Origin of the sequence: Pseudidiomarina tainanensis (genome assembly GCF_900115255.1) — a bacterium.
In the GTDB taxonomy this organism is placed as follows: Bacteria; Pseudomonadota; Gammaproteobacteria; order Enterobacterales; family Alteromonadaceae; genus Pseudidiomarina; species Pseudidiomarina tainanensis.
Map to the genome: position 1 here is coordinate 370,675 of NZ_FOYU01000001.1, position 18,043 is coordinate 388,717.

General features: G+C 46.9%; 16 protein-coding genes, 1 tRNA gene and 2 pseudogenes. 13 read left to right on the forward strand and 6 right to left on the reverse strand.

Annotated features, from left to right (window positions below):
* From BM292_RS01755 to BM292_RS01765, 3 genes are all read right to left on the reverse strand, one after another.
* Positions 1-747 carry a MauE/DoxX family redox-associated membrane protein gene (locus tag BM292_RS01755; protein WP_055437791.1) on the reverse strand — a complete coding sequence of 249 codons (747 nt, stop codon included), beginning with the start codon at positions 745-747 and terminating at the stop codon, positions 1-3.
* A gap of 273 nt (positions 748-1,020) precedes the next feature.
* On the reverse strand, positions 1,021-1,533 hold the full coding sequence (gene lspA, locus BM292_RS01760; RefSeq protein WP_003821921.1) for a signal peptidase II: 513 nt from the start codon (positions 1,531-1,533) through the stop codon (positions 1,021-1,023).
* 3 nt (positions 1,534-1,536) lie between these two features.
* On the reverse strand, positions 1,537-2,433 hold the full coding sequence (locus BM292_RS01765; RefSeq protein WP_004574643.1) for a cation efflux transmembrane domain-containing protein: 897 nt from the start codon (positions 2,431-2,433) through the stop codon (positions 1,537-1,539).
* Positions 2,434-2,528: 95 nt separating this feature from the next.
* Here BM292_RS01765 and cadR point away from each other — a divergent pair, with 95 nt between their 5' ends.
* From cadR to BM292_RS01830, 12 genes and pseudogenes are all read left to right on the forward strand, one after another.
* On the forward strand, positions 2,529-2,936 hold the full coding sequence (gene cadR / locus BM292_RS01770) for a Cd(II)/Pb(II)-responsive transcriptional regulator (protein WP_092593991.1): 408 nt from the start codon (positions 2,529-2,531) through the stop codon (positions 2,934-2,936).
* A 128-nt stretch (positions 2,937-3,064) separates the two neighbouring features.
* Positions 3,065-3,775 (forward strand): FAD-binding oxidoreductase, encoded by a 711-nt coding sequence (locus tag BM292_RS01775; RefSeq protein WP_224798370.1) that lies wholly within the window; start codon positions 3,065-3,067, stop codon positions 3,773-3,775.
* A gap of 660 nt (positions 3,776-4,435) precedes the next feature.
* On the forward strand, positions 4,436-5,725 hold the full coding sequence (locus tag BM292_RS01785) for a TolC family protein (RefSeq protein WP_233340204.1): 1,290 nt from the start codon (positions 4,436-4,438) through the stop codon (positions 5,723-5,725).
* A gap of 1 nt (position 5,726) precedes the next feature.
* Entirely contained in the window at positions 5,727-7,253 is a 1,527-nt protein-coding gene (locus tag BM292_RS01790; protein ID WP_092854695.1) for an efflux RND transporter periplasmic adaptor subunit, read from the forward strand.
* Complete coding sequence (locus BM292_RS01795; protein WP_092854697.1) at positions 7,246-10,371, forward strand: efflux RND transporter permease subunit; 3,126 nt, start codon at positions 7,246-7,248, stop codon at positions 10,369-10,371. Before BM292_RS01790 ends, BM292_RS01795 begins: the two co-directional genes overlap by 8 nt.
* Before the next feature lie 99 nt (positions 10,372-10,470).
* Positions 10,471-10,806, forward strand: coding sequence for a hypothetical protein (locus BM292_RS01800; RefSeq protein ID WP_092854699.1), 336 nt, complete (start codon positions 10,471-10,473; stop codon positions 10,804-10,806).
* 129 nt (positions 10,807-10,935) lie between these two features.
* Positions 10,936-11,274, forward strand: coding sequence for a P-II family nitrogen regulator (locus tag BM292_RS01805; RefSeq protein WP_092854701.1), 339 nt, complete (start codon positions 10,936-10,938; stop codon positions 11,272-11,274).
* Positions 11,275-11,331: 57 nt separating this feature from the next.
* Complete coding sequence (locus BM292_RS01810) at positions 11,332-11,703, forward strand: cation transporter (protein WP_055437796.1); 372 nt, start codon at positions 11,332-11,334, stop codon at positions 11,701-11,703.
* A gap of 27 nt (positions 11,704-11,730) precedes the next feature.
* Positions 11,731-12,189, forward strand: coding sequence for a hypothetical protein (locus BM292_RS01815; protein WP_055437797.1), 459 nt, complete (start codon positions 11,731-11,733; stop codon positions 12,187-12,189).
* 45 nt (positions 12,190-12,234) lie between these two features.
* Positions 12,235-12,615 (forward strand): annotated as a pseudogene (locus BM292_RS01820) (IS30 family transposase); the annotation flags it as partial.
* A gap of 12 nt (positions 12,616-12,627) precedes the next feature.
* Positions 12,628-13,521, forward strand: a pseudogene (locus tag BM292_RS01825) (IS3 family transposase); the annotation flags it as partial.
* 113 nt (positions 13,522-13,634) lie between these two features.
* The gene (locus BM292_RS01830) at positions 13,635-15,968 is read left to right on the forward strand and encodes a heavy metal translocating P-type ATPase (RefSeq protein ID WP_072243341.1); all 2,334 of its coding nucleotides are present in this window, start codon (positions 13,635-13,637) and stop codon (positions 15,966-15,968) included.
* Between the two features lie 217 nt (positions 15,969-16,185).
* Here the strand turns inward: BM292_RS01830 and BM292_RS01835 are convergent, their stop codons facing one another.
* Both BM292_RS01835 and BM292_RS01840 read right to left on the reverse strand, forming a co-directional pair.
* Positions 16,186-16,827, reverse strand: coding sequence for an IS3 family transposase (locus BM292_RS01835; protein ID WP_130202993.1), 642 nt, complete (start codon positions 16,825-16,827; stop codon positions 16,186-16,188).
* Entirely contained in the window at positions 16,739-16,996 is a 258-nt protein-coding gene (locus BM292_RS01840) for a hypothetical protein (RefSeq protein WP_092854705.1), read from the reverse strand. Before BM292_RS01840 ends, BM292_RS01835 begins: the two co-directional genes overlap by 89 nt.
* Positions 16,997-17,004: 8 nt before the next feature.
* Here BM292_RS01840 and BM292_RS01845 point away from each other — a divergent pair, with 8 nt between their 5' ends.
* Positions 17,005-17,622 carry a hypothetical protein gene (locus BM292_RS01845; protein ID WP_130202992.1) on the forward strand — a complete coding sequence of 206 codons (618 nt, stop codon included), beginning with the start codon at positions 17,005-17,007 and terminating at the stop codon, positions 17,620-17,622.
* 235 nt (positions 17,623-17,857) lie between these two features.
* Here BM292_RS01845 and BM292_RS01850 read toward each other — a convergent pair.
* A tRNA-Val gene (locus BM292_RS01850) sits at positions 17,858-17,934 on the reverse strand.
* Between the last annotated feature and the right edge of the window lie 109 nt (positions 17,935-18,043).

Sequence of the window (18,043 nt, forward strand, 5' to 3'; positions counted from 1 at the left end):
CTAGTTCATTGTAAAAAACATCCAGATAGCCATAGCGACCATCATGAGGTTTTCAGTGAGCGAAATGAAGCCTAACGGCACATTACTGGAGCCACCGACACAGGCACATTTTAGCTCGCGTTTGTCGACATAAACGGCTTTAAACACGGAGACAGAACCCACGATGCCTATGAATAACGCAATAGGGATGGAAATGACATGAGCAAATTCCGCTGCCATTAACAGACCCGCCAAGCCTTCGGCGTAGGGGTAAATACGGCCATAAGGCACCCATTTCTTGGCGAGAAGATCGTAATTGAGAAACATGGTAGAGAATTTCTCTACGTCCTGGAGTTTGAGCAAGGCCAGAACCACCATAGAGAAACTGATGAACCACTCGATGGTTTGTACGGTAAATACGCGACCAAAAGACAACCACGACGTGGCTACAGAGAGGAGTGCCGTCATAATAAATAATGCAATAACGGGCCGGTAACTGGTTGCGTCAGGGTCAGGAAGAGGCTTTCCAAGAAAGGCTCGAACCTCCTCGTACCCACCGATACGTTTATCACCAATAAACACTTGTGGAGTGGTATCGACGTCGTGCTTTTTCTTGAATTTGTCGGTTTCTTCTCGGCTTTCCAACAGGTTGTCGTCCACATCGTAACCGTTGGCTTTAAGTAAGTGCCTGGTTTTTAAACCAAAAGGGCATTGGTGGTCAGGTGTCGACATTCTGTAAAGCGTGGCTTTTTGAGTTGATTGACTCATAGTGACGTCTCCTTACTTAAAAATGGTACATCTATATACGCATTATAGTCGCTGGAGGATTAGCATCTCTAATTGTGAGATTAAAAATTCATAAAAATTGAAAATATATTTTAAATTTTGAAAAACTGGACAACTTTTTTTGATGGCTTTTTAACCGTTTATAAGAGCTGATTTTAAAAGAGTTAGGATATTTAAGGGGGGTAAAAGTTGAAATTGCGGCAGGTGAAGGATGTTGTCGGGAAGTTCGGTCATGGTGTTGTATAGGCGTAGGTGTCAGTCAGATCCATCCGACTCGGCATTGGTGTTTGCTTTTTTACCCAACAAGCTGCTGGAAACGAAAAGTAAGGCACCGAGGACAATTGCAATATCAGCCAGGTTGAAGGCCGGCCAATGCCAGTCTCGCCAATAGAAATCAAAGGAATCCACAACATAGCCGCGAAAGACCCGGTCAATCAGGTTGCCCATGGCGCCACCGAGGATAAGACTGTAAGCGATGGCTTCTCCTTTATGACGATTTTCAAGGATCAGCTTGATCAGAAAAATCGAGACCACTACCGCGATTCCGATAAAAAAGTAGCGCTGCCAGCCTCCACCATTCGCAAAAAGACTGAATGCGGCACCGGTGTTCCATAGGTGCACCCAGTTAAAGAACGGGGTCACCGAAACATACTCGCCATAGGCCATTGATTGCTGCACCAGCCACTTTACAGCCTGATCAGACGCTGCCAGCAGGCCCGATATGGACAATAGGGCATACGGCGAGAGCTTTTTGCCAATAATGAGCATTATTTAACCCTTCAACGCCAAAATGCGTCTGGCACCGTTAAGTACAATGCCCCCCGCGATGGTGCCGATAATCAGATCCGGATAATTGGAACCGGTCCACGCGACCAAGGCGCCGGCGGTGATGACCCCCAGGTTGATCACCACGTCGTTGGCCGAGAATATCCAGCTTGCCTTCATGTGCGCCCCGCCTTCCCGATGTTTGGATATGAGCAGCAGACAACTGGTATTGGCAATCAATGCGACGAATGCGATAGCCATCATCACCAGCGATTCAGGCTCACTACCGAATACAAAGCGTCTCACCACCTCTACGAGCACGCCCACAGCCAAGATCAGTTGCAGTACACCAGCAAGATGCGCGGCACGTACCTGCATTTTCACGCTATGTCCAACCGCATAAAGGGCAAGCCCGTACACCGCCGCATCGGCAAAATTGTCCAGGGATTCTCCAATCAGGCCGGTGGACTGGGCGATCAGACCGGCAGTCATTTCCACCACGAACAGAAGTGCATTGATGCCGAGCAACCAGCGCAGGGTCCCGGATTCTTGCTTAGCAGAAGCTGCCGAAAACTCGGCGGCCTTGATGGTCTCCGGATTTGCAGCGACGGTTTCCTGAAGCGAGGCGCCTAGCCCCAAGGTCTTCAGTTTCGAGGTGACGGGCTCGACCTCGCCGTCATGCACGACCTTCAGCCGGCGGTTCGACAAGTCGAAGGACAGCGCCCGAATCTCCTCAAAGCCGTTCAGGGCTAGGCGAATCATTCGTTCTTCTGATGGACAGTCCATCTTCGGCACGGCATAAACACTGACCCATCTCCCTGGCGCCTCGGAGGAGGCCTGTATATCGGTATCCGCTGCGGACGTTGCATCTCCGCCACAGGCGCCACCACAGGATTTGCTCATGATACGACTCCACTTGAACAATGTTGTGGTACCATTTTAAACTATAAAGCTACTATAAGGTCAATAGAGTAAAGAATCCGTTGGGGAGGAGGCTGATGCGCATTGGTCAGTTGGCGCAGTTGGTAGGGGTCGAAACACAGACGATCCGCTTCTATGAACAGCAGGGCTTGTTGCCGCCGCCTGATCGGCAGGACAACGGTTACCGTGTCTATACCGAGAAACACGTTGAGGGGCTGGCCTTCATCCGTCGCTGCAGAATCCTGGGCCTGTCACTGGCTGAGATTCACGAACTACAGAGCTATCAGGACGACCCTCATCAGCCTTGTACCGCCGTCAACGCCTTGCTCGATGATCACATCTCTCATGTGCGGTCGCAGATAACCGCTCTGCAAGCGCTTGAGAAACAACTCGTTTCACTGAGAGCGAGTTGTAACGATGACCGGGAAGTTGAGGCGTGTGGGGTTCTTGCTGGAATTAGCGAAGGAAACATGCACCAGCAGTAGGTGAAGCATCAACCAGATAATCCGATGAGATGCCGGTCTGTCTCACTCTCATGCAAAGGTAAGATCAACCATTTAATCCGCTTACCCCAAATTATGAAGTAAAGTTACATAATGAGGGGGTTAGTGATATAGCTTTAACACTCGATTCAAAGCGTCAACTGACTCCATCCATTATGGAGCTTACCTTTGTGAGTTCAGAGCCCGTTAATTATGAAGCCGGGCAGTTTATGCAGTTTCGTATTCCACACTTAAACGAAATATTGTCACGACATTACTCTGTTGCTACGCGGCCTCACCCGACTCGATTTGTGTTTAACATAAGGCAGCTGCCATCGCCAAGCGAAGGGGTACCGCCGGGGGTGGGATCAAATTACTTATGTAATTTAGAAGCTGGCGCTCGTGTCGATGCCGTTGGGCCATTTGGAGATTTCCAACTGGCAAAGCAAAACTCTCATACACAAGTCTTCATCGGGGGCGGCGCGGGTATTGCACCGTTGAGAGCGTTAATACAAAGTGAATTAGCAGCAGGCTCTCCTCGTCGCTGTATCTTTTTTTACGGCGCACGATATGAAAAAGAGCTCTGTTATAGGGATGAGTTCGAAAGAGATGAGCGGTTAAATTATATACCGGTACTTTCAGAGGTTGCTAAATCAGATGAGTGGGCCGGGCACACTGGCTTTGTGCACGAAACCGCAATGAAATGGTTGGCAGATGAAAACAAAAACACATTGGACGTTTACGTGTGTGGTCCTCCACCAATGCTGAAAGCAACGTTAAAGTCTCTTGCTGACTTTGGCGTTCCGCGAGAACAAGTAAGGTTCGATGACTTTGGTATTTAGAGCTTGAAAGCGCCTGAGTTAGCAATAAATCTGGGTGGTGATGTAGAAGTCGTATCACCATCTGGGTTGACTACCTCGTTATGGGTACTTCCTTTAATTGATTGATCTTTATCAGCCAAAAGAGATACAATGCAAGCATGTTTTTATAGTGAAGCTTCGCATGTATCGTTTAATCATTGCCCTACTGCTATTGGCAGTAACAACAATGTCATTTTCACAAACTATCAGTACGGAAGAGGCATGTATGCACGATTCTACTGAGCAGGTTTGTGATCTTGCTGATTGCGAAGTGTCGCACTCTCTTACCGATAATTGTTGCTCTGATTCAATGATGCGACATTGTTACAGTCCGTCAATTACTGTCGTTTATTCTGAGCAATCCACCGTTCCTCCTGTTGAGAAGCTGCTTTTTAACGCTTCCTCATTCTTAGATACGAATATTAAAGAAAAGCATTCTCTCTCGCTTTTTCGCCCCCCAATCTACTCTTAAAAAGTACTAAATTTCTCGCTCCTGGCGCGTTTATCGTCCAGGTAAAAGCACAGCTATAAGCTTTGGTTCGGTCATTGTCGTTACGACGTCGTTCGTCGTCCTCGTTACGGTCCGACTCATAACTTGGTCTGTGTTTAATTTAAAAATTCACAGTTTTTGAGAGTAACAATATGAAACTTTTAAGAAGAATGGCTTATTTAAGTGTTCTGACTGTAGTGGTGCCAAATGTCGTTAATGCACAAGAGCCGCTTTTGAATTTGCAAGAAGCAGTGAGTATCGCTGTACAAGAAGATCCTTGGTTAACGGCAAGTAAGCAAACCCAAGAAGCATTCGCGAGTGAAGCAATAGCCTCTTCCAGTTTGCCTGACCCTCAAATATCGCTCACGGCTGCCAGTTTCCCGGTTGACAGTTTTAGTTCAAGACAGGAAGGAATGACCCAGTTAGTCGTCGGTGTTTCACAAGCATTTCCCAGAGGAGACACATTATCGTTGTCTCGTAAGCAGAAAAACCAATTAGCTCAAAAACAACCGTTTTTGAGAGCGGATCGTATTGCAAAGGTCAAAACAACGGTCACGAAGTTGTGGTTAGATGTTTTTTTCTCTCAGCAAAGTATTCGCTTGATTGAATCGGATAGAGCGCTTTTTGAACAGTTAGTGTCGACGGCTAAGGCGAGTTATACCAGTACCGAGGGAAAAGCACGGCAGCAAGATGTTATTAGAGCCCAACTTGAGCTTACACGCCTGGATGATAGGTTGACGTCACTGCGACAAAAAGAGGAGCAACTTCAAAGCGAATTGTCGGAATGGATAGGTGTTATAGCGAAATCAACGTTACCGGATGACCTTCCGAGTCTTACGCTGAAGAAGACATTGCTATCACCTTCGACAATACCGAATCAAGCCTTGTACGAATTGATAAAAGAACACCCGGTTTTGCAAGCGACCGATCAAGACATTTTGGCGTCGGAGACGTCTGTCGAGCTCGCTCAGCAAGGTTATAAACCGCAATGGTCAGCCAATCTGAAATATGGCCATAGAAACGACGATCCAAGCGGCAATGACCGTGCCGACTTGCTGTCAGTCGGGGTTACGTTCGATGTCCCTTTATTTACTGATAACAAACAGGATAAGCAGGTACGCTCAGCAAAGTTTAAAACGGAAGCAAAAAAAACTGAGAAGTTATTGGTTGCCAGGCAGTTAATAGCCAATTTACGCAGTACGTTTTTACAACTGAACCGTTTGAATGAACGTGCTGCCCTATATCACGAAGAGCTACTTCCACAAATGTCCGCCCAGTCTGAAGCCGCATTGACTGCCTACAACAATGATGATGGCGACTTTGCCGAGGCGGTACGGTCACAGATTGCGGAAATCGACGCAAAAATTGATGCATTAGCAATCGCCATCAACCGCCAAAAATTGATTGCCGAAGCAAACTACTTATTACTTTCAGGAGTGTAAAATGAAAACAGTCACCAAATCTCTTATAAGTTTAGCTGTAGGCTTTGCAGTTGGCGCTGGCGCTATTGGCTATGTAATGCAATCGACTGAAGTGTCTGATCGTTCATCGGGCAATGCAGAAAAAGAGCCGTTATATTGGGTGGCTCCGATGGATCCCAATTATCGTCGAGACAAACCAGGAAAGTCTCCAATGGGGATGGACCTTATTCCTTACTATGGCGATGATGCAGAAGAGAGTTCACCTGGTACGGTGAGAATTGATCCCGACGTTATTAATAACCTTGGGGTTACAACTGCAACCGTCACGTCCTCGAGACTCAACCTAGATATCGAAACAGTTGGCTATGTTCAGTTTGATGAGGACCGAGTATTAACAGTAAGTCCTCGTGTTGAAGGCTGGATTGAGAAGCTTTTCGTAAAAGCGGTTGGTAACTCGGTTAAAGCCGGCGAGCCTTTATACAGTATTTACTCTCCTGAAATGGTTAATGCGCAAGAGGAGCTTGTATTGGCCTCGCAAAGAGGTAATCAGGTGCTAATTGATGCCGCTGAAGAACGCTTAAGAGCTCTGCAAGTCTCTGAATCTGAGATTAAAAAGTTAAAAGAAACTCGTAAAATTCAGAAAACAATCACGGTAAAAGCAAAGCAGTCCGGGGTATTGGATAGACTGACTGTGCGTGAAGGTGCGTTTGTAACGCCGAGTATGAATTTAATGACCATTGCTCAACTGGATAAAATTTGGGTTATTGCAGAAGTCTTTGAGCGGCAATTGAACCAGGTTGAGGTAGGCAATGACGTTCAAATGAACCTTGAGTATGCTCCAGGTAAAGAGTGGCAAGGAAAGGTTGATTATGTCTATCCGTCACTTAACCCTAAAACTCGGACGGGACAAGTTCGAATTCACTTCGACAACCCAGATGGTTTTTTAAAACCGGGCATGTTTGCGAATCTTAACATTAAGGCTGGTTTAGGCGACAAAAACTTAATCATCCCTAAAGAAGCGCTTATCCGAATGGGTGGTTCGAACCGAGTTGTACTGGCACTGGGTGATGGGAAATTTAAAACAGTTAATGTTGACGTTGGGCGGTTAGGGAGCTCGCGAGTTGAAATTTTATCGGGTCTTATGGCAGGTGATGACATCGTTACTTCAGCTCAGTTTTTGATTGATTCTGAGTCCAGTAAATCCTCTGACTTTAAGCGCATGCAACATGACACTGATGCTGATAACGAGAGCCATGGCAGCATGTCAAGTGACGCAGCAGCTCAAGCTGTCTGGGTTGAAGCAACCGTTAAAAATGTTATGCCTCAGCACTCGATGGTTACGCTGGAGCACGGTGAGATTTCTGAATGGGACTGGCCTGCAATGACGATGGACTTCGATGTTGCTTCGGATGTTGAACTTTCTCAGCTTAGCACGGGGTTATCCTTGCATGCGGAAATAACGCAAGTCGGGAAGCAACAGTACCAGCTCACATCGATTCATATTCCTGAGCAAAAACAAGTGACAGAGCAGGAGCATAACCATGATTAAGTCAGTCATTCGATGGTCAGTGAGTAACCGTTTTTTCGTTCTTCTGGCGACATTAATCCTCGTGGGTGTTGGTGCTTTTGCGGTTAAGAATACGCCCGTAGACGCACTGCCGGACTTGTCGGATGTCCAGGTGATCATTAAAACCAGCTATCCGGGTCAAGCGCCGCAGGTGGTAGAAGATCAAGTAACCTATCCATTAACAACCGCTATGCTGTCTGTCCCCGGCGCTAAAACCGTCCGTGGATATTCGTTTTTCGGCGACTCCTATGTGTATGTCATTTTTGACGAAGATACAGACGCTTACTGGGCGCGTTCGCGAGTACTGGAATATTTGTCTCAGGTTGCTCCGACACTGCCTTCTAATGCAAGACCGCAATTAGGCCCTGATGCAACAGGGGTTGGTTGGGTGTATTTGTATGCCTTGGTTGATCGTACGGGTAACCACAATTTGAGTGAGTTACGCAGTATGCAGGATTGGTTTTTAAAGTATGAACTGCAAACGGTCGAGGGGGTTTCGGAAGTTGCCGCCCTCGGCGGGATGGTAAAGCAGTACCAGGTGAAAGTGGATCCGGAGAAGCTGCGCGCATTCAATATTCCTCTTGCTCACATACAAAATGCTATCCAGCGAGGTAATCAGGAAGTGGGGGCGTCGGTGGTTGAAATGGCGGAAGCTGAGTATATGGTCCGGGCCTCAGGCTATATTGATGGTGTGTCAGACTTAGAGAGTATCCCGCTTGGCGTTGATGAAAATGGCACGCCATTATTGCTTAAAGACGTTGCTGATGTGGGTGTGGGCCCCCAAATGAGACGCGGTATCGCCGAACTCAACGGTGAGGGAGAAGCCGTGGGTGGTATTGTGGTAATGCGTTTCGGAGAAAATGCCCAAAAAACGATTGATGGCGTTAAACAAAAGTTGGAAGAATTAAAGTCTGGGCTACCAGAAGGTGTCGATATAGTCACTGTCTATGATCGTTCGGGGCTTATCTCGGATGCCGTGGAAAGTCTCTGGAAAAGTTTAATAGAAGAACTCGCTATTGTCGCGTTTATCTGTGTGATATTTCTCTTCCATGTCCGCTCCTCGCTGGTTGCCGTTATCAGCTTGCCTTTGGGTATTTTAACCGCGTTTATTGTCATGTATTGGCAAGGAATTAACGCGAATATTATGTCACTTGGAGGGATCGCAATCGCTATTGGCGCTATGCTCGATGGTGCCATCGTCATGATTGAGAATATGCATAAGCATATGGAAAAAACGCCACTGACAGCAGAGAACCGCTGGCGGGTGGTTGCCGCCTCTGCTTCAGAGGTGGGCCCTGCTCTTTTCTTTAGCTTGCTCATTATTACCGTCAGCTTTATGCCGGTATTTACCTTAGAAGCCCAGGAAGGGCGGATGTTTTCTCCGCTTGCTTTCACGAAAACTTACGCAATGGCAGCCAGTGCAGCCTTAGCGATTACCGTTATCCCCGTGTTGATGGGATATTTTATCAGAGGAAAGGTAACACCTGAGGGGAAAAACCCGCTTAATCGGTTATTGATCGCCGGGTATAAACCGCTTTTAAAAGGCATTTTGAAATACCCCAAGACAGCAGTTGTCGGAGCGCTTGTTATCCTGGCCGTTGGTGTCTGGCCGATTGACAAAATTGGTAGTGAATTTATTCCAGATTTGGATGAGGGCGATTTGATGTATATGCCCACTACCTATCCCGGATTATCAATTGGTAAAGCAAGGGAGCTGTTGCAGCAAACCGACAAGCTCATAAAAACGGTACCGGAAGTGAAGACGGTTTTTGGCAAAATTGGTCGAGCGGATACCGCCACTGATCCGGCACCCCTAACGATGATTGAAACCTTTATTCAACTGAAACCGAAAGATCAGTGGAGAGACGGTATGACCACTGAGAAGTTGAAAAAAGAACTGGATGCGCTTGTAAAGTTTCCGGGGCTGACCAATGCGTGGGTTTACCCCATTAAAACTCGCATTGATATGTTATCGACAGGTATAAAAACGCCGGTAGGTATAAAAGTTGCCGGAGCTGATCTTAATGAAATTCAGAAGATCGGGCAGCAGCTTGAAACGATACTTGATGATGTCGATGGTACGGCTTCTGTTTATTCAGAGCGAGTGGCTGGTGGACGCTATGTCAAAGTCGACATAAAAAGAGAGCAGGCTGCACGTTATGGCTTGAACATTGAGGATGTTCAGCAGGTTGTTGCCACGGCTATTGGCGGAATGAATGTTTCAGAGACCATTGAAGGGCTTGAACGTTACCCAATAAACTTGCGCTACCCTCAAGATTACCGTGATTCGCCGGAAGAATTAAAGAAGCTACCTTTAGTTACGCCAAACGGGCAGCGTATTAGTTTGGCGGATGTGGCTGATGTCTACGTTGAACTTGGACCGCCGGCAATTAAAAGCGAAAACGCAAGACTTAATGGCTGGACTTTTGTCGACATTGAGGGAGTTGATGTCGGCACTTATGTTGAAAAAGCAATGAAGGTTGTAGAACAAGAACTCGAGTTGCCAGCAGGGTATTCAGTTACCTGGTCCGGGCAGTACGAATATATGGAAAGGGCAAAGGAAAAACTGACTTACGTGATTCCGTTAACGCTCGCGATTATTATCGTTCTTTTATATATGAACTTTCGAAACGCTACAGAAATAGCCATTATATTGGGAACTTTGCCTCTCGCATTGGTGGGGGCAATCTGGCTAATGTATCTTTTAGATTATAATTTCTCAGTTGCTGTAGCGGTTGGCTTTATAGCACTAGCGGGGGTTACCGTAGAAATAGGGATATTAATGCTGACTTATCTTAATCAGTCCTATAACGAATACGAACAACGCCAACTAGAGCAAGGTAAAGCTTTGACTAAAGACGGTGTTTCTCGCGCTGTAATGGAAGGGGCTGGGCTTCGTGTTCGTCCTGTCATGATGACGGCGGTTTCTACAATTGCTGGTCTATTGCCTATCATGTTCAGTACAGGAACTGGTGCTGAAGTGGTTAGCCGAATAGCCGCCCCGATGGTTGGAGGAATGATCAGCGCTGTTATTCTAACCTTGCTCGTGTTACCCGCTGTTTACTACTTGTGGCGAAAGAAAAACGTTAAGGTTAGATGATACCTTACTCTGTAAATATCACCTGCGCATCTTTGATCTCGATCAATGATGTGCAGGGGGTAGTATGCTAATTCATAGTATGGCAATAGGAGCGCACATATGTTTCAAGCAAAATTTTTAGTTGTGCTTATGTTAGGAATAGTGATACAGCTATCCTTCCCAGCCGCTCCTCCTTATAACAATGCTTCCAATGTACAGCACGAAAAAAGTGTTAGCCATATGGATGTTAGCAACGAAAGCAAAGATAACTTTCATTGCGATGAAAGTGAGCAATCTATCATTGACGACTGTTATTGCTGCGTAGCTGATAAATGCTCTATGGATGAAGAGTGTAACTCTGCGAACTCACCTCTAGTATTTATTCAATTCGACACCTCGATAAACTCTCCTAGCAACTCGCCACATCCCTTGTCTTATAAAGGTGATGTGAAGTAAATACTCTTCGATATTTACTACCCTCCGAAATAGCACTACTAAATTACAACTCTAGATTTTCTCGAAATTTAAGTAACTAGACTAAACACAGTCCATAAGCTATATGTTTTAGGGCTTTTAGGGGGGTATATGAACCTATCTAAAATTACCGCTATTTTTGATCAACTTCGACAAGACTCAGTGGAAGAGGCTCTCATCGGCCGTGGCGTTAGCGGCTTTACGCTGTTTCCTGTGCGAGGACGGGGTTACTACTTCGATAGCTATAACGATGATCACTTAGTTGATCACGTACAGCTTGAAGTTTATGTGAACAGTGATGATGCGCGTGATGTTGCCCTCTTGGTAGTTGAAGCGGCCCATACTGGGGTATCTAACGAGGGATTATTTTCTATCTCGCCAATCGATGAATTGTTCTGGGTTCACGATAAACGAGCAGCCACTAATAAAGAGCTTTCGTTACAAAGTTAACACCGAGCAAATGTTGCCTGAAACGTATTGGTAGTTTTAATTAACAGGACAGTATTGATGTCAAATAACGATCATAGAGCCGGAGTGCGGGAAATTAACTTAGTCAATCGCACATTAAAGCTAAACACTGAGAGTGTGAAAAAAGTTCGCGAAGCGATTAACGAAATCGATCGCTTGGTTGGTCTCGATAGCGTTGCCTATGACTCTGAGCGTAACTTGTTATTGGTAGCTTATGATGCCTCTAAAGTGGATCTCAATGTTATAGAGGAAAAGCTCAGGAAGTTTGGTGTTGAAATAAATAGTGGGTGGTGGACTCATCTGAAAGAAGAGTACTACAAGTTTATTGACCAAAATATTAAAGATAATTCGGAACATACACCGTGGAGTTGTCACAGAAGTCCGCCAGTTAACAAAAGCAAACGAAAGTAACGATTAATTATAGGTAAGGAATAAAAAATGCAAATAGAAACAATCAAAGATGTGCTGAGTTGGACCGTTGATTTCCACAAAAACCTGAAGGAGTGTGTTACTCACTGCTCTAAACAAAACCAAGATGAACGAGCTCGGATGATTCTAAACTACGTGTCGGGTCATGAGGCTAGCTTAGAGCTAATGGTCGAAGGTTTTTTGAGTACAGCAAACCGAAATGCATTAGACACTTGGTGTTATGACTATATTGGGAAACATCCCATCGTTGAGCATGGACACTGTGATTCGCCTTTTAAAGAGTTAGATACTGATCACATTATGGAGAACATTGTAAACCATCATGAGCAAGTCATTGAGTTGTATGAACACCTATATTCCCGTGTTGGTATAGACAGCGCAAAAGAGCTGTTAGAAACAGTAAAAAACGTTGAAGAAAATGAAATTAAACGAATGGTGCACACTGCGAATCGATTTTCGGATATGTAGTGAGTGACGGTTTTATCGTTGGTACTTTACGGGAAATAGCTTGTAACTATCCTATTGAAATTAGCTGGCAAAGACGCGGAGTCGGTTTACCGGGCGCTGTTAAAAATATTTAAGCAGATGCCGGCAGAATACCGGAAATCGCTCACCTGGGATCGCGGTATGGAACTGGCTAAGCATGCTGATCTAACAAAAGAAATTGGTATACCCGTTTACTTTTGCGACCCCCAATCACCATGGCAACGAGGCACAAACGAAAATACTAATAGTTTGGTTCGGCAATACTTCCCAAGAAAAACTGATTTATCTGTTCATTCACAGGAAGTTCTTAACAACGTAGCGACCCAATTAAACGAGAGACCGAGAAAAACATTGAGCTTTATGACACCGTCACACATGATTGATAAGGGTGTTGCGTTGATGACTTGAATCTACATCAGCCTTCTTCGCGAAAGAAATAAAGTAAAGTTTGAATTCATCAAGGTCGAATCTGGCAACTACCCAATCAGGGCTCTGTGTCGGGTTATGAAGGTCAGCAAGTCGGCTTACTATGACTGGTGCAAGCGCCCGGGCAAGCTGATTGGCGCTCAAGAGCTGCAGCTTCGCCGCCGGATCAAGGAACTGTTCAAAGCGAGCAGATCCAGCTTGGGCAGCCGGAAAATGATGAAGGCACTTCGCGCGGAAGGCTTTGAAATTGGCCGATACCGGGTTCGCCGGCTTATGGATCAAATGGGCTTGAAGGTGACGCAGCGCGTGGCTTACAAAGTAACCACCAAGCGCAAACACAGCGACAGCGTAGCGGGCAATTTGCTGAATCAGAATTTCAACCCAGTGGGCCCGAATCAGATCTGGGCGGGCGATGTGACCTACTGCCGCACCGGCGAAGGCTGGATGTATCTGGTGGTTGTGATGGACCTGTATTCGCGGCGCATCGTGGGCTGGGCAATTGATAAAACGATGACCACCAGTTTGGTGCTGCGGGCTCTGATTACGGCTTACAACCTGCGCAGGCCGAGCAAGGGGCTGGTGTTCCATAGCGACCGCGGGTCGCAGTACACCAGCAAGCGGTACCGGAAGCAGCTTCAGCGTTTTGGTATGCGAGCGAGTATGGGCGACGTTGGCGCCTGCTGGGACAACGCAGTTGTTGAACGATTTTTTGGCAGCCTGAAACATGATTGGCTCTTTAAAGTGTCACAACCGACACGTGAACATATGAAAAGGGATGTGGCCGCTTACATCCGTTACTACCACCTGGAGCGACTACATTCGGCCAACGGCGGCAGGTCGCCAGTTAACCATGAATTATTGTTTAAAAATGTGTCCGGATTTAGTTGACCAGTACATCCAATGGGTTAAAGTGGTGCTGAAAAGAAGTAAATGTATGCCGTCATGAGGCTATACGCACGCATATACGGAATTTGGCACATACCTCGAGAGGATTAGTTGTTATGAGGCAGAATCAATCAGAACATCCACACCACGTGGATCCGTCGCACACAGATGCGCCGCTCTCAGATCCCGTGTGCGGCATGCGAGTTACAGAGAATTCATCCCATCACATGGAGCATGAGGGTAAGTCTTTCTATTTTTGCAGCACCAAGTGTTTGGGTAGATTCCGTGATGACCCGGAAAAGTACCTCGATCCCACCAAGTCGGAGGAACATACAACGCCGCATGAGCCCGGCACGACGTACACTTGCCCTATGCATCCGGAGATCCTGCAAGATCACCCGGGAACCTGTCCAAAGTGTGGCATGGCTCTTGAGCCATTGATGCCCAGTCTGGATGATGATAACAATCCAGAGTTGAAAGATTTTTCACGCAGGTTCTGGTGGACGCTGCCGTTTACTGTCATCGTGACAATACTTGCTATGTTCGGCCCGCAGCTTGGCTGGTTCAGCATGAGCGTGCAAACATGGATCGAACTCGTTCTTTCAATACCGGTAGTGTTGTGGGCAGGGCAGCCATTTTTTGTACGGGGCTGGCAATCAGTAGTGAACCGCAGCCCGAACATGTGGACGCTGATAGGCCTTGGTACTGGAGCGGCGTTTATCTATAGCACTATCGCGACGATAGCACCGGGCATATTCCCTGAAACTTTCATGTCGATGGGCCGCGTTTCAGTCTATTTTGAAGCAGCAGTTGTCATTATTTCGCTGACATTGTTGGGTCAGATGCTTGAGTTGAGGGCACGCTCGAAAACATCAGCTGCCATCAAGTCCTTGCTCGGTCTGGCGCCTAAGACAGCACGGCGGATCAACAAGGATGGCACTGAGGAAGATGTGCCTTTGAATCACGTACATGAAGGTGATCGCTTGCGCGTTCGCCCTGGTGAAAAAGTCCCGGTTGACGGCACGGTAGAGGAAGGTAATAGCTCATTGGATGAGTCGATGTTGACCGGAGAGCCACTCCCCGTAAGCAAGCGGCCCGGAGACAAGGTGATTGGCGCGACGATGAATACTTCAGGCGCTCTTGTGATTCGGGCAGAGAAAGTGGGTTCTGCCACAGTGCTCTCTCAGATTGTGCAGCTCGTAGCGCAGGCGCAGCGTTCGCGCGCTCCCATGCAGCGCATGGCTGACTTGGTTGCCGGTTACTTCGTTATGGCTGTAGTGGTCATCGCCATAACAACTCTGTTCGTTTGGGGATTCTTCGGTCCGCAACCGAGCTGGGTGTACGGTTTGATAAATGCTGTTGCGGTGCTGATTATCGCTTGCCCGTGTGCGTTGGGGCTGGCCACACCCATGTCCATCATGGTGGCAACCGGCAAAGCCGCTACGCAAGGCGTGCTGTTTCGCGATGCCGCCGCGATTGAGAACTTCCGCAAAGTCGATACTCTGATTGTTGATAAAACCGGCACATTGACTGAAGGACGTCCGGCTTTTGAACAAGCAATTCCGGCAGGTGACATAACTGCCGATGAAGTACTACGTCTTGCAGCGAGCCTCGATCAAGGCAGTGAACATCCACTTGCCGACGCTATTGTGAACGCGGCGCGCGAGCGCGGCCTCACACTCAGTGCAGTCGACGATTTTGAATCAGGTAGCGGCATCGGCGTTCGTGGCCAAGTCGATAGTAAGTCGCTGGTCCTGGGCAATACAGCTCTGATGCAGCAAGACGGGATTGATGTTACCCACCTGACAAACATCGCCGACTCATTGCGCGAAAAAGGTGCGAGTGTCATGTATCTCGCCTCGGATGGCCAACTTGCAGGCCTGTTGGCTGTCTCCGACCCGATCAAACAGAGCACGCTGGAAGCAGTGCGAGATCTCCAGCAAGCGGGGATTCGTATCATCATGGCAACCGGCGATGGTATTGCAACGGCTAACGCTGTTGCCAAGGAATTGGGAATCGACGAAGTGCACGGCGAAGTCAAACCTGCTGACAAGCTTGACCTCGTCACACAGCTTCAAGCTGAAGGTTGTATTGTAGCTATGGCTGGGGACGGGATTAACGATGCCCCGGCTCTCGCAAAGGCTAACGTAGGTATCGCCATGGGGACGGGTACAGACGTTGCCATGAACAGCGCTCAGGTAACCCTGGTCAAAGGCGACTTGCGTGGAATCTCCACCGCACGGCACCTTTCCGATAGTACCGTCGCTAATATGAAGCAAAATCTGGGTTTCGCGTTTATCTACAATGCGCTTGGCGTCCCGATCGCAGCCGGTGTGTTGTATCCCCTCACGGGTATTCTGCTCTCACCCATGTTCGCCGCACTCGCAATGAGTCTCAGCTCGGCATCGGTGGTTTTCAACGCTCTCCGGCTTCGTGGCTCACGCGATTGAATGGGGCGATAACCCACGGAATGATGCTCTGATAACACAAGCTGCTGAAGAACAGATGTTTCAGCAGCTTGTGCCCCCTCATCCACCATCCGTTGATTAACGAGGCCTTAATCGATGCTGTTTCACCAGCGTATAGAATACCGGGATGACAATGAGTGTGAGGATAGTGGAAGAAATGTAAATACCCCATTTCTAACACAGTCATCTCGTAGAGTATTTATGCCGCATTTCGGTACTCAAATGGCGTCATGTCATTGAGTGAATCGTGCGGTCGTTCGTTGTTGTATAGCTCAATCCAATCTTCGGTTATTTGCTTCACTTCGTTCAGGTTGTTGAAGATGTAGCAATCGAGTACATCATCACGATAAGTTCGGTTAAATCGTTCAATGTAGGCGTTTTGATATGGGCAACCAGGTTTAATGTAATCAATCATAATGTCATGTGCTTTTGCCCAATTTACAAACACTTCCGAGGTAAATTCGCTGCCATTATCAACCCGAATTTTCTCAGGGTAACCATGCCACTCAGCAAGTTGGTCAAGATAGCGTATGACGCGCAACGACGGCATGCTGGTCGCAATATCGATACCTAAAACTTCGCGATTAAAGTCATCAATGACATTAAATGTGCGAAACCTGACTTTGTTGTGCAAGCTGTCACTCATAAAGTCCATTGACCAGGACTTACCCAATGCATTCGGTGCAGCCAATGGCTCTGGGTTGCGGTTGGGTAATCGCTTTTTGCCTTTGCGTCGCAGGTTCAGTTTTAGCTCAGTATAAACGCGATAAACACGCTTGTGGTTCCATCGATGGCCTAGCTTTCGAAGGCGTTGAAAGCACTTCGGGAACCCCCCACCGATGGTGCTTGTCGATTAAAGCATTCAAGGCATCAATGATTTCGTCATCATCGGTCAATTTTGGCTCGTAATAGTAAGCGGTACGGCTAATGCCAACTACATCACAGCACTTTACAACGCTCGCGTTATACTGCACCTGCAACTCGCGTGCCCAGGTTTTCCGTTCTGCCACAGGTGCTATTGCGTGGCAAAACCAAACTATGGCTGATAACCAGTGATAGTGATTTTGCTACAAAACATGAAAAATCCTTGTTTCTAAATGCTTTTCTAATGCAAGAAATCAAAGCGTTACCAAATTCGCCGCAGATTTTCGTATTTGATGAAACATTAGGTGGTATTCGAGATTTTGCTGAGGTTAACGGTATTGATCTAGATATCGAGCTTTCACGTGAAGAAATAGATGAAATTAATTTAGAAGAGCAGCAACTTATTCTTTCCGATAGACTGCGAGATTACTTCCAATTATATGGTACGGGAATAGCTGGTTCTGTCGCTAACCAGTTAGCAGCCCTCGAGGCTAACCCTAGTTTTCAAAGCATGCTAGAGGCTCAAAAATATTGGAACAGTGATATTTTAAAGACAGCGGCACAGATGGCTAGTTTAGAGAGTAACCCTTCAATGAGGGCATTTCGCGAATCTCAAAGTGGCTTGGTCGGTCAAGCACAAAAATTTGCGGCAGAAATAAATAAGGCCGGCAACGGGATGTTGCGTAATGCAAAGGCTCGACAGAACAATGACTCCGAAGACAATCAAGCCCGTGATGACTCAGAGAGCTCAAGATCTGATTCAAAAGAATAAGTAAATCATTCAAACTAGGTAGCTTTGAATAATTATTCACTTGTTACCATCTAAACGATGTGTTTCAGAACTCAGGTTCTACACTTAATGCTTTTATATTAAAAATCGACCATGGTCACCGTTTGGTCACCATTTGGTCACAAGCTCCAAAATGGTCACAAAAACGCACAAAGCATCAAGCCAACTAATACGGCTGCAAGTCAATAAATTCAAAGGGTTTGGAACTTTAGAAAGATGGTGCGTCCGAGTAGACTCGAACTACCGACCCCTACCATGTCAAGGTAGTGCTCTAACCAACTGAGCTACGGACGCACATTGTATTGCTGACGCTCATGAACATGAACGGGCGCTATATTAGTCATTCCCTAACGGCGGTGCAAGTGGTTTTTGCACCGCCGTGGTTCAATTGCATAACTTTCAA